The organism is Thermogemmatispora sp. (assembly GCF_042408735.1).
Lineage (GTDB): Bacteria > Chloroflexota > Ktedonobacteria > Ktedonobacterales > Ktedonobacteraceae > Thermogemmatispora.
Genome location: NZ_JBHOQV010000017.1, coordinates 21,230 through 34,080, shown reverse-complemented (window position 1 = coordinate 34,080; position 12,851 = coordinate 21,230). Strand labels below are relative to the sequence as shown.

The window sequence follows — 12,851 nt, the reverse complement described above, 5'->3', positions numbered from 1 at the left end:
CCCCGTATGTCCCCGACGCGACGCATCGTGATCATGGCCGAGGGTCACTTCGAGTGGCACTATGGCAAGACGGCCACGGGCATCCTCCGCTACAGCCAGGACCCGGTGGTAGCCGTCATTGACAGCACGCGCGCTGGTCAGGATGCCGCCCAGGCCCTGGGCGGTGACCTGGGGCACGGCATTCCCGTGGTGCGCGATATTCAGGAAGCCCTGCGCTACCAGCCCACGACGCTCATCATCGGCGTGGCCCCCATCGGGGGCGACCTGCCGCGGGCCTGGCGGGCCCAGCTCCTCACCGCCATCGAGGCCGGCCTGGAGATCGTCAGTGGCCTGCATTATTTCATCGCCGATGATCCTGAGCTGCGGGCCGCCGCCGAGCGGCACGGAGTGACCATCTGGGATGTGCGCCGTCCGCCCGACAAGAAGGTGGTAGCCGCCTACAAGCCACATCGACCCGGCAGTCGCACAGTGCTCACCGTTGGCTCCGACTGCGCCACCGGCAAGATGACCGTAGCGATCGAGCTTGACCGCGCCGCGCGCGCCCGCGGGCTGAACAGCGCCTTCTTCGCGACCGGGCAAACCGGGATCATGATCGCCGGGCGCGGCCTCCCCGTCGACCGCATCATTAGTGATTTTATCGCCGGCATGGTCGAAGAAATGACGCTGGAGCTGACAGCTCAACACGATTGGGTCTTTGTGGAGGGCCAGGGGTCGATCAACCACCCCGGCTACTCACCGGTGACCCTGGGCCTGCTGCATGGCTCGCTGCCCGATGCCATGATCTTCTGTCACCAGGCCGGGGCCACCACGATCGAGGGCTACCCGCACTGCCCGCTCCCTCCCCTGCCGCGCCTGATCCAGATGAACGAAGAGGTAGTCAACTGGCTGCACCGTCAGCGCAACAGCAAAGTGGTGGGCATCTCTCTGATCACGCGCGGTCTCTCGCTGCAGCAGGCCGAGGAGGCCATTCGCCGTACAGAGGATGAAACGGGCCTGCCAACCACGGATGTGCTGCGCTTTGGTCCGGAGAAGCTGCTCACAGCCCTGCTGCAGCATTTTAAGGTCGCCGGCTAACGCTGGGGGGCCGCGGACCTCTTAGCCCGCCCTGGCCAGCCTGGGGCGCTCCTCCCATCCAGGGCGCCCTCAAGCGTCCAGGCTGACAAGCGTCACGCCGTCGCCGCCCTCGCGCGCCGGCGCCGGTTGATAGGACTTGACCAGCGGATGCTTGGCCAGGCGCTCACGAACCGCCGAGCGGAGCGCGCCGGTGCCTTTGCCGTGGACGATGCGCACCGCCGCCAGACCGGCCAGGGCGGCATCGTTGAGATAGTTCTCTAGCTGCTCCAGCGCCTCCTCAACGCGCCAGCCACGGATATCGAGCTGCATAGAGACCTCGGGCCGATCCTCAACCCGCGGCAGAACCACCGCCGGAGCCTGGCGCTGGCTCTGGCCTGCGACCGCCTGCCGTCCGCCCAAGCGCCGCAGGTTCTCCAGAGGGACGCGGAAGCGCAAGGCCCCCATCTGAACCTCGGCCTCCCCGCGCTCGGGCGCCAAAGCCACCAGCTCGGCATTCTGGCCAAAATTGAGCACTCGCACCAGGTCGCCAACCTGCAAGGGTCCCTCGCTCAACTCTTCGCGCCCCTCCCGCGGCTGGCTCTGGACCGGTTCCGGCAATAGCTCCAGTTTCTCGTCAAGCTGACGCACCTGGCGACGCGCCTGATCGAGGCGCTCACGCGTCAAATTGACGCGGTGCACATCCAGCTTGATGCGTGCCAGTTGAGCCTGAACCTCTTCAACCTCGCGCCGCGCGCGGGCCCGGGCCTCGTTGAGGATGCGCACGCGCTCGCTTTCGAGCCGTCGCCGCTCCTCCTCAAGCTGGCGACGCTGGTGTTCAGCCTCGGCCCGCTCCATGCTCAGGCGGAAGCGCTCGTCGGCCATCGCCTTGCGCTCGCTCTGCAGACCCTCTAGCAGGGTCTCCATGCGGACGCCAGCGCTGCCCAGAAAGTCCCGTGCTCGTTCGATAATACCCTCATCCAGGCCAAGGCGGCTGGCAATGGCCAGGGCATTGCTGCGGCCCGGCAGGCCGATGCTCAGGTGATAGGTCGGCGAGAGCGTCTCGATATCGAACTCCACCGAGGCATTGACGGCCCCTGGTTGTTCGTGGGCAAAGGCTTTCAGCTCGGTGTAGTGGGTGGTAGCCACGGTCGTAATGCGTCGCTCCAGCAGGAAGCTGAGAATGGCCCGCGCCAGCGCGGAGCCTTCGCTGGGATCGGTGCCGGCTCCCACTTCGTCGAGCAGCACCAGAATGGGCGGCACCGGCCTCTCACCGCCAGTCTGGCTGGCGACCAGCTCGTGGGCACGCTCCCCGCCAATGGCGGGCCGGCGGCCCTCTTCCCAGGCCTCGATCTGGCGAACGATCTCGATGATGCGGCTCAGGTGGGAGGAGAAGGTGCTCAGGTTCTGCTCGATGCTCTGCTCGTCGCCGATGTCGGCAAAGACTTCTTCAAAGACGGCAATCTCGGAGCCGTCTTCGGCGGGAATGTGCAGTCCGGCCTGCGCCATCAGAGTCAGCAGGCCCACCGTCTTGAGGGCAACCGTCTTGCCGCCGGTGTTCGGTCCGGTGATGACCACCATAAAGAAGTCGCGCCCAATGCGGAAGTCGATGGGGACAACCCGCCCGCTGAGCAACGGATGGCGCGCTCCCCGGAGTTCAATGCGCCCCTCGCCGTTGAGACGCGGCTCACTGCAGCGCAACAGGCGGCTGTAGCGAGCCTTGGCCAGGTGCAGGTCGAATTCGGCCAGTCGCTCGACCATCTCCGTCAGGGCCGCAGCTTCACGCCCAATCTCGTGCGAGAGGGTACGCAGGATGCGCTCGATCTCTTGCCGCTCCTCGATCTGCAACTGGCGCAGATGGTTGTTCATCTCGACGATGACCAGCGGCTCAACAAAGAGGGTGGCGCCGCTGCTCGACTGGTCATGAACGATGCCCCGCACGAGGTTGCGGTTCTCGACCTTGACCGGCACAACGTAGCGCTCGTTGCGAATGGTGATGATGGGTTCCTGGAGAGCGGGCGCCAGCTCGTTGACGATGGTGCGCAGCCGCTCTTGCAAGCGCTGGGTGGCGCTGCGGATGTCGAAGCGCAGCCGTCTGAGCAGAGGACTGGCGCTATCGAGGATCTCGCCGTCCTCGTTGACGGTCTCTTCGATGCGCCGGATGAGGTGAGGCCGCTCGGGTATGCTCTCCCCCAGGCTCCGCAGCAGCGGGAATTCGTCGGGATCAAGCTTTTCGAGAAGGCGGGCCACCTGGCTGGCGCTGCGCAGGGTGCTGAGCACCTCCACCAGCTCGCTGGGTGTCAGGACCCCCTCACGGGCGGCTCGGGTGATCAGCGGGCGGATATCTCGCGCCGGCCCCACGCTGGCATTGGCCTGGATGTCAAGCAGACGCGCCGCCTCACTGGTGTAGGCTTGCCGCTCGCGCACCTCCTCGAGACTGGTCGCTGGCTGGAGGGCCAGCACCAGCTCTTTGCTGGCGGAGAAGCTCGCTTCACGGGCAACCCGCTCCAGAATTTTGGGATATTCCAGGGTCTGGATACTTTTTTCGTGCATAGATACCAGTCAACGCTTTCCGTTGGATCACTCACGATAAGTGCTGGTAGACGCTCCGCTCCTGGTCGCTCGCCGCCACACCAGATCAGGGTCAGCTCTCTGCATCGCAATCCAGGGCCAGAGCGTCAAAAAAAATGAAGGTGTCTTCAGGATACCATACAATACAAACACGAGGGAACGGCACCACTATGCCCGGCTGACGTCCATCTGGCAGAGCCTCCCCGTTCCCTCTTTGGAAAAACGGCTCTGCCCTGCGTTTATCTTGCTGTTGCTACCGTAGGAGTGAGAAGAGAGCCATCGGCTGAGGCTCGCTGGCAGCAGCACTGTAAAAAAAGAGGAGAGAGCAGGCATGATTCTTCATCTGGGCGAGGCAGTCTATTGGGGCAGTGTCGAGGTGATTTTTCTGGCCGGGACAATTACCGCTCTGGACGAGGAGCGCCAGACTGTGACGGTGCGCATTGAGCGGGCAACGCCCAACGCGGCACACCTGATCGGGCAGGAGGCCGAGTTTTTTGCCGATGGTCTGGAGCCGCTGACGGCCCTGGGCGAACTGCCGCCGGGCCTGACGGACCACCCTGTGACCGAACGGCAACCGCTGCCGGCGATGGACGAGGCGGAGAAGCTGCGCCGCGCTGCTGCCGCCGCCGTGCACCAGCTCTACGGCTATCACCGCCTGCCGGCAGAACAAGAGCAGGCCCTTATCACTGAGGTGCGGGCCATGCTGGAGGCCGATCCAGCCCTGCGCGCACGGACGCTGGCAACGATGGATGAGATTCTACGCCTGGACTTTTTGGGGAGCCGACGCGCGCCTTCTGAGCCTGACCAGCCGGCCTGACTCTGTCAGGATGAGCATCCTTTTTTTCACCCGGCCAAAGCGAGCAGCTCTGGCCCTGGCCCAGATATGATATGCTCTATGCGAGGGGCGTGACGGCAAGCGGAGGAAGCGGCTCGCTGGGCCATCACGCCGAAAACGGCGATGAGGTGAACACCGTGCAATGTCCACATTGTTCTGCCCCCTTAGTAGCGGCGGCACGCTTCTGCCCCGCCTGTGGCGCCGTTCTGGTCTCGCCAGGCGGTCCTGAGTCTGCTCGCCCTGGCGGGGGTCCGCCCTCAGCTCAGGCCCCACAGCATCTGGCCAGTTATGGGACAGTCACCTCCCCGAGACGCGCGCGACACCGCGGCAGGCGCTGGCTCTTCGGCTGCTGCGGCGCGCTCCTCCTCCTGCTTATCCTGCTGCTGGCGGTGTGGGCCTTGCTCGTTCGTCCCACGCTCAACCGGCTGGCCAAAGAGCAGCTCAACGCGGCCCTTGACAGCGCCGTCCAACAGATCGATTCTACGCGCGCCGCCCAGCTTCCCGGCGGCCCGGTGCGCATCAGCGAGACTGTGCTCAACAACCTGCTCACTCTGGCGCATTCGCCCGCCAGCCCCATGCAGAACGCTCGCTTCAACGTCACGCCCGAGGCCATCACCCTCGACTTCACCCTCTATGGCCAGGCCAACCGCATCAGCGCCGTACCCCAGGCCAGCGGCGGACAACTGCGCGTCGGCAGCCTTCACACTCAGGGTCTCATCGGCTGGATTCTCTCCGACGAGGACCTCACCACCATCGTCAACCAACACCTGGCCGCCGCCCAGCAGCGGCTACAGCACCCGGTGCTGGCCGTCTCGCTGGAGAACCACGCCATTGACCTCCTCCTTGGCCCTCCTCCCAGCGCCAATGAGGCCGCCGCCTCCAGCCTTGCCAGCGCCCTTTGACCAGCGCGGGAGCAAGCAGCAGCCAGACTAGCGACTGATCGAGCTGCCAGGGCTTAGGCGGCGAGGAGGTGCTGACCTGACTCACTGCTGCCGACGGCAGATGGGCCGCGCTCTGGCGCTGATGCACCTGGGCAAAGACCGAGGAGACGTCGGGCAGGAAGCCATTGTTATCTTGTCCCAGGGGCCAGTAGACCAGCGCCGCGCGCCCAATGATATTCTTGCGCGGGACAAAGCCCCAGTCGCGCGAGTCCGAACTGCCTGCCCGGTTATCTCCCAGCACGAAATAGCTGTCGGGAGGTACAACGCGATTGGAAAAGGAAGGGTAGGGATTCCCCTGTCGATGGGGATCGACATAGGTCTCGTGCAAGGTCACGCCATCGACAATGACCGTAGTGCCCTGGATGGTGATCACGTCGCCAGGAAGGCCAATGATGCGCTTCACGTAATCCTGACTGGGATTGGGAGGGGCCACAAAGACAATCACATCGCCACGCGCTGGCTCATGGAAGAGGTACGACCATTTATCGACGAGGATCAGCTCTTTATCGTGCAGATTCGGCTCCATGCTCATGCCTTCAACGTAGAAATTCTGGATGGCAAAGCGAATGATGAAGAACATGAGCGCCGTGAGGACAAGGGTCTCGATCACTTCACGGACCAGACGCCAGCGCTTCTCAAAATCAAGCTCAGGATTCATGCGAACTCCCGGCGCCAGACACGCCAGTGTGCTCAGGGTATTTCAGCCAGTACTATTATAAGGCACTGTGATGGCAAACTCTACAGTCCGAGAGCGCTTCCGCCAGGACCAGCGGTCGGGGACGGCCTGCCAGGCCGTCCGGTCGTCGCCCATCTCACCCTCCTCCTTTTGGGCTATCGACGGCCCTGCTCCGCTCCCCTCCCCCCGTGGCTGCCACTTCGCGCCCACCCAGGGCCGGCCGAGGAGCAGGCTAGTCCGGCAGGACCCGCCCGGCTTGCTCCTTAGCTGAGAAAGCGGAAGGACTGCAGCATCGGCTTGAGGGCACTCGCAGAGAGCTGCTGATAGCGCGCCACCGGCACGGCGATGTAGATGCTGAATAGCCTGGTCTGCGACGAGTGAGCCGGATGGTTGGCCGCCAGGAGAATAATCTCCATGCTGACTTGCTGCCCCAGGATCTGCACATCGCCGGTGGCCCCCTGCTGTTGCCAGGTCTCGCCCCCCACGCTGGCAGTAGGCTCGAGGGCGATCTTCTTGAAGTTTTTATAGAGTCCGCTCTTGCCGATGGTGTCCAGGCTGACGGTGACGGTCTCTTCAGGTGAGGTGATGGCGTTGGGGTTGGGGACAACCTGGACCGAAACGGTGGCGCTGTCGGCCTCGTGACTGAACTCGACGCTGCTGCCAGCAGGACTGACCCGCCAGTCTGGCGGATAGCCGATGCTGAAGCCGTCGCCCCGATAGAGCTTGAGCTGGACGCCGCCAGGAGCCGTGATCAGGCTGGCCGTCGGACTGGCCCCAACAGAGGCGGTCGGCCTGGAGGCGCCGGTGCCGCCGCTCTCTCCGCCACAGGCCACCAACGAGAGCGCAAGCAAGAAGAGAAGCCCGAGCAGATGTGGAGGGAAAGGCCAGGCATAGCAGCGCAGCGGTCGTCGTCGACAGGCGGAGCAGGTGGATCGGGACATGGCACTCCCCCGTTCCTCATAATAGAAATTATGGCCGCTTCTCTGGGCCTTCAACGCCCTGAAAGGCGCGTCTCGAAGAAGCTGGCTTGTGCGACAGGTTGCGCAACGGGCGTTATTATAGCATATCCTGGCCAGCCAGCAGAAGAGATTTTCTGGCTAGACGCACAAGTGACAGAGTCCCAGCTTCGGCCCCACCGCAGTGCCAGGCCGGCAGCGAGTTGCCATCATCTCTCTGCCACTTGACGCCGTAGGTCCTGTGTTGTACCCTGATAGCAATCTGGAACGTTTGTCTCAGTCAGAGAAGGCTCGCAGTCCCCGCCTGCTTGTCTGTCTGCCTGCCTGCCCTGCCCAGGATCCCCTCCTCCAGGACAGGACTTCCATGAGTTAGCCGCGCCATACTCTATTTGTTACAGACGCAGCGAGACGGACTTCACAACGTAATTGATGATAAAGAAAAGCTTGGGGATCGCAACAGTGGATAAGATCGTTATCCGTGGCGCACGAGAACATAATCTAAAGAATATCGATCTAACTATTCCTCGCGATAAACTGGTGGTGATCACCGGGCTGTCCGGCTCCGGCAAGAGCAGCCTGGCCTTCGATACAATCTTCGCCGAGGGCCAGCGCCGCTATGTTGAGTCGCTCTCGGCCTACGCGCGCCAGTTTCTCGATAAGATGGATAAGCCCGATGTCGACCACATCGATGGGCTTTCGCCGGCGATCTCGATCGACCAAAAAGGCGCAACCCATAATCCGCGTTCCACGGTCGGCACCGTCACCGAGATCTATGACTACTTGCGCCTGCTCTACGCTCGCGTCGGCCATCCTCACTGCCCACGCTGCGGACGCGAGGTGAGCCGCCAGACGGTTCAGCAGATCGTCGACGCAATCTTGCAGTTGTCCGAGGGGACGCGCATCATGCTCCTGGCGCCGCTGGTGCAGGGGCGCAAAGGCGAGTACAGGCATATCTTCGAGGAGATGCGCCGCTCGGGCTACGTGCGCGTGCGTGTCGATGGCACGATCTATGATCTGGGCGATACTATCGAGCTGGATAAGCAGAAGAAGCACACGATCGAAGTCGTGGTTGACCGCCTGGTGATCCGCAAGGGGGGACGGTCAGCCGCGCCCGGCGCGCTCTCCCTTAGCCAGGTCAACAGTCTACCCGAGCGGTCAGGGCTGCGCCGCGTGGCCGAGGAGAGCCAGCCTTATAGCCTGCCTTCGCCCTCGTCTGCCAACCAGGATGGGCGCGCCCTGGAGAGCGCCGGGGCCACGGCTCCTGAGCACGAGGTCTCGTCTCAGCCGGCGGAGCTGGACGAGGTGGATGCTGCCTTTCGTCAGCGCCTGACCGATTCCCTGGAGACCACGCTCAAGCTGGGCAACGGCGTGGCTCTGGTCTCGATCGTCGGCGGTGAGGAGGTTTTGTTCTCGGAGCGCTTCGCCTGCGTCTACTGCGGCATCAGCCTGCCGGAGATCGAGCCCCGCACCTTCAGCTTCAACAGTCCACACGGCGCCTGTCCGGCCTGCACCGGGCTGGGAACACAGCGCGAGCTGGACGCCGAGCTGATCGTGACCAATCCCGATCTGACGATCCGTGAGGGGGCGATCGCTCTCTGGAGCAAGATGGTCAACGGCAGCCAGTGGGAGTCGGCCAAGTTGGAAGCTCTGGCCAAACGTTTTCAGATCGATCTCGACCGCCCCTGGCGCGAGCTTCCCCCCGAGCAGCAGCAGCTGATTCTCTACGGGACTCCGGAGCCGCTGACGATCCGCTACACGCCCCAGCATGGCCAGACGCGCTCGTACACGGTGACCTTCGATGGCGTAATCCCCATGCTGGAGCGGCGCTATCGCCAGACCGAGAGCGAGCTGATCCGCGAGGAGATCGAGTCTTACATGTCGACGCGGCTCTGCCCCGAGTGCCGCGGGGCCCGCTTGAAGCCGGAAGCGCTGGCGGTCACGGTCGGTGGACGCAACATCGTGCAGGTGACGCGCCTCTCGGTCAAGCAGGCCCAGCGCTTCTTCCAGGAGCTGGACGCCGGCCCGGCGCCCTCGCTGGGTGTGCAGCCGCTGACGGGCGGCCAGAACGAGGACGGAGAGCCAAGGGCCCCCGATCCGTTGGCCCCGATCCCTCCCGATGAGCCGCTGGTCAAGGTGCGCCTGAGCGAGCGCGAGCGGCTGATTGCCCGCCAGATTCTTAAGGAGATCCGCGCCCGCCTGCAGTTCCTGGTCGACGTCGGCCTTGACTACCTGACGCTGGATCGCACGGCGATGAGCCTCTCCGGCGGCGAGGCCCAGCGCATCCGGCTGGCGACCCAGATCGGCTCGGGCCTGATGGGCGTGCTCTATATCCTGGATGAGCCAAGCATCGGTCTCCATCAGCGCGATAACCATCGCCTGATTCAGACGCTGCTGCGCCTGCGCGATCTGGGCAATACGGTGCTGGTGATTGAACACGACGAGGACACGATGCGCGCCGCCGACTACATTATCGATATCGGCCCCGGAGCGGGCGAGCACGGCGGCCAGGTGGTGGCCGCGGGCACCTTCGAGGAGGTGGCCGCCCACCCGCAGTCGTTGACGGGCGCCTATCTCTCGGGCCGGCGCCGTATCGCAACCCCCTCCCAGCGCCGTCCAGGCAATGGCCACTTTCTGACCATTGTGGGCGCCCGCGAAAATAACCTGAAGAACATTACGGTGCGCATCCCGCTCGGCAAGCTGGTGGCCATCACCGGCGTCTCAGGCTCGGGCAAAAGCTCGCTGATGATCGACATCCTCTACCGTAAGCTGGCGCAGGTTCTCAACCGGGCCCACGAGAAGCCGGGCCTCCACGAGCGCATCGAGGGCATCGAGTACCTGGATAAGGTGATCGATATCGATCAGTCGCCGATCGGCAGAACGCCACGCTCGAACCCCGCGACTTATACAAACGCTTTTACTGGCATCCGCGATCTGTTCGCCCAGGTGCCGGAGGCGCGCCTGCGCGGTTACCAGCCCGGGCGCTTCTCCTTCAACGTCAAAGGAGGACGCTGCGAGGCCTGCAAGGGCGAAGGTATCGTGCGTATCGAGATGAATTTCCTGCCCGATGTCTACGTGCCTTGCGAGGTCTGCAAGGGAAAGCGCTACAATCGCGAGGCGCTGGAGATCCGCTATAAGGGGAAGAATATCGCCGAGGTGCTGGATATGACCGTCGAGGACGCTATGCACTTCTTTGAGCATGTGCCGACGGTCTACAGCAGGCTGAAGACGCTCTACGATGTGGGGCTGGGCTATATCCGTCTGGGCCAGCCGGCGACAACGCTCTCGGGCGGCGAGGCTCAGCGCGTCAAGCTGGCGACGGAGCTGTCGCGCCGCGCGACGGGCCGCACGCTCTACTTGCTCGATGAGCCAACAACGGGCCTGCACTTCGCCGATATCGAGCGCCTGCTGAACGTGCTTCAGCGCCTGGTCGATGCCGGCAATACGGTGCTGGTGATCGAGCATAACCTGGATGTGATCAAATGCGCGGACTGGATTATCGATCTAGGCCCCGAGGGCGGCGAGGCCGGCGGGGAGGTGATCGCCGAGGGAACGCCCGAGGAGGTGGCCCTCCAGGAGCGTTCCTATACCGGTCAGTTCCTGAAGCAGCTCTTCGCTCGCGAAGGCCGGGAGGTCAGGGTCTAGCTCAACGGCACTCTTCCGGCCTTCCGAGGTCCAGCTTCTCTTTGCTTTTGTTCCCCGGCTGCTCACTTGGGCCGCTGGCCGCCGGCACAGATCATGGCAGCCTGCCTCGGCCAGCGATCTGCCTCAGCGCATCCAGGTGGCTCTTGCGACCAGGGCCTAGGGCGTCCAGTGGCGCATCGGCAGTCCAGGCACAGGCGAGCGGAAAGTGGGCAGACGAGACATGGTCAGCGAGCCGATGTAGACGGTTTGTAGGTCCGGTCCGCCAAAAGTGATGCTGGTCAGCAATTGGAGGGTCTGCCCCGCACAGGCAGCCATATCGGCAGGCGTCGCTGTGCCGTTGGCTATTTTCTCTTCAAAGGTAGACAGGATCTCCTCGTTCGCCTCCTCGAAGACGACGTGATAGTCGCCGTCGGTGGTGATGATTCCCAGGCCGTTGCGCAGAGGAGTTGTTACCCAGACGTTGCCTTCGGCATCAAAGGCAAAGCCATCGACCACGGCTCCCACGCCGAGACCATCGGGACCAAAGACCTCCTTATCGGTCAGGCTGCCGTCTGGCCTGACGCGGAAGCGCAGGATGCGGTTCTTCATGGTCTCAGCAACGTAGAGAAACTCCTCTCTGGCATCGAGACGGATCTCGTTGGTGAAATAGATGCCATCGTAGACAATGCGGGGACCCTTCTCGTCGAGGAGGACAATATAGCCGTCCGGACGCGGCTGCGCTGCCGCGGGCCACCACTGCTGTTCCCGCGTCGAGAAGGCCAGCCAGAGACGATCGTGGCTATCGATGAAGACGTAGTTGGCGCAGGTGGTGGTCACGCCGTCAACCTCGGTCAATACATCTTCGCTGTGACCATCGGGATAGAGCCGTTGGATGCGCCCGCTGCCGATATTGGCAATGTAGAGCGAGCCGTCGCGGGCCATCGCTATCCCGTTTGGCTCACCCCCCAGCCCGCCAAAAAACTGCTGGCTGCCATCGGGCGCAATGCGAGTCACACCGCCGCGGCCGTCTGAGGTCCAGAGGGTGCCGTCCGGCTGAGCAATGATCGACTCGGGTCGGACCAGATCGTGGCCAGTGTAGCTGAGGTCGCTCAGGTTCAGGCGGAACTCTTTGATAGGGGGACGGCTGTCACTCATACTGCTTACTCCCTTTCTTCTTTGAAGAATGTCTTGCCGCTTTGACCATGCGTTCTTGCTTTGATCGTCCTCGACGATTGGTGTCGTCTCGACACCGCTACCGGCCTTAGATACAGAAACAGACAAACAGGAGCTGGTATATCAGCCTGTGACAGATTGTATACTATCGCCTGATGCTGATGCAATCAACGATCCCCGTCTTCAGACGGCGGCTCGCCCTCCCTCATCGCCAGCAGAGCTTTGGGGCTGGCTGGCGGCAACCCACTCAGCCGCAGCTGAGTAAAGCGATGGCGGACGTTTCTGGCCCGCTCCTGGCGGCCTGGTCGCAGAAGCTCCAAGGGGGACAGGTGAATGAAGGATGGTGAGGCAGGCAGTAAGGCAGGCACCCCCCACGCAACTCGCAACGCGAGCAGGGCAGCCTGCGCGTCAGCCTGGGCTGGGCGCCCGCGGGATACAAGCGCGGATGAGCGCCGCTGCCACAGGCTCAGGCACCGTCTGAGCGCGTCCCGTGGTGCTCTCTCGCTCCGATAGAGCGAGGGATGCGCAGCACTTCGAAGACCAGGACACCGGAGATCAGGCCAGGTCCGGCCGGCCAGGTCGGGGGCCTCCCTGAAAGGCCCCTCTCTGGCTCATCCAGGGAAAGCCCCTCCCTCTCTTGCTTTCACTGTCTCTCGGCCAGGTCTTGACTTCTCCCAGGCGAGTAGGCCCGCGACCAGTTCCGCAGGCGCAGACCCCAGAACAGGCAGGCGCAGATCAGGCCCAGCAGGCCAGCTATGTAGAGGGGACCTGGCAGCCGCAGAGTGAGGGCGAGGGCCGGACCGGTCTGCAGATCGAGCAGCGGCAGAGAGAAGAAGGCCAGGTGCAGCAGCTGCGGCGCAGCAAACATGGCATAGGCCAGGAGACCCGCTATCAGGAGCAACAGCAGTGAGCAACCCATGACCAGCCCGAAGAAGAGGCCGGTGACGACGGAGGAGAGCAGTTTCAAGACAATCATCAGTATTCCACTCCTTACTGAGGATGGCCAGTACGAGCAGTCTCTCAGTCTC

8 protein-coding genes and 1 pseudogene are annotated in these 12,851 nt (G+C 63.5%); 4 read left to right on the top strand and 5 right to left on the bottom strand.

Annotation, left to right across the window (positions count from 1 at the left end):
• Window positions 1-6: 6 nt before the first annotated feature.
• Window positions 7-1,074: a DUF1611 domain-containing protein gene (locus ACFMO7_RS01470; RefSeq protein WP_376793764.1), complete on the top strand. Its 1,068-nt coding sequence runs from the start codon at window positions 7-9 to the stop codon at window positions 1,072-1,074.
• 69 nt (window positions 1,075-1,143) lie between these two features.
• On the opposite strand, the gene ACFMO7_RS01465 is transcribed toward ACFMO7_RS01470, so the two are convergent.
• Window positions 1,144-3,603 (bottom strand): endonuclease MutS2, encoded by a 2,460-nt coding sequence (locus ACFMO7_RS01465; protein ID WP_376793763.1) that lies wholly within the window; start codon window positions 3,601-3,603, stop codon window positions 1,144-1,146.
• 349 nt (window positions 3,604-3,952) lie between these two features.
• On the opposite strand from ACFMO7_RS01465, the gene ACFMO7_RS01460 reads away from it, so the two are divergent.
• The gene (locus ACFMO7_RS01460) at window positions 3,953-4,438 is read left to right on the top strand and encodes a hypothetical protein (protein WP_376793762.1); all 486 of its coding nucleotides are present in this window, start codon (window positions 3,953-3,955) and stop codon (window positions 4,436-4,438) included.
• A gap of 71 nt (window positions 4,439-4,509) precedes the next feature.
• Window positions 4,510-4,659, top strand: a pseudogene (locus tag ACFMO7_RS01455) (zinc-ribbon domain-containing protein); the annotation flags it as partial.
• 553 nt (window positions 4,660-5,212) lie between these two features.
• Here the strand turns inward: ACFMO7_RS01455 and lepB are convergent.
• Window positions 5,213-6,055 carry a signal peptidase I gene (lepB, locus tag ACFMO7_RS01450; protein ID WP_376793761.1) on the bottom strand — a complete coding sequence of 281 codons (843 nt, stop codon included), beginning with the start codon at window positions 6,053-6,055 and terminating at the stop codon, window positions 5,213-5,215.
• Between the two features lie 281 nt (window positions 6,056-6,336).
• Window positions 6,337-7,014: a hypothetical protein gene (locus ACFMO7_RS01445; protein ID WP_376793760.1), complete on the bottom strand. Its 678-nt coding sequence runs from the start codon at window positions 7,012-7,014 to the stop codon at window positions 6,337-6,339.
• Window positions 7,015-7,458: 444 nt separating this feature from the next.
• Here ACFMO7_RS01445 and uvrA point away from each other — a divergent pair, with 444 nt between their 5' ends.
• Window positions 7,459-10,671, top strand: coding sequence for an excinuclease ABC subunit UvrA (gene uvrA / locus ACFMO7_RS01440; RefSeq protein WP_376793759.1), 3,213 nt, complete (start codon window positions 7,459-7,461; stop codon window positions 10,669-10,671).
• Between the two features lie 156 nt (window positions 10,672-10,827).
• Here uvrA and ACFMO7_RS01435 read toward each other — a convergent pair whose 3' ends face one another.
• Window positions 10,828-11,805 (bottom strand): SMP-30/gluconolactonase/LRE family protein, encoded by a 978-nt coding sequence (locus ACFMO7_RS01435; protein ID WP_376793758.1) that lies wholly within the window; start codon window positions 11,803-11,805, stop codon window positions 10,828-10,830.
• A gap of 661 nt (window positions 11,806-12,466) precedes the next feature.
• The gene (locus tag ACFMO7_RS01430) at window positions 12,467-12,799 is read right to left on the bottom strand and encodes a hypothetical protein (RefSeq protein WP_376793757.1); all 333 of its coding nucleotides are present in this window, start codon (window positions 12,797-12,799) and stop codon (window positions 12,467-12,469) included.
• Window positions 12,800-12,851: the final 52 nt, after the last annotated feature.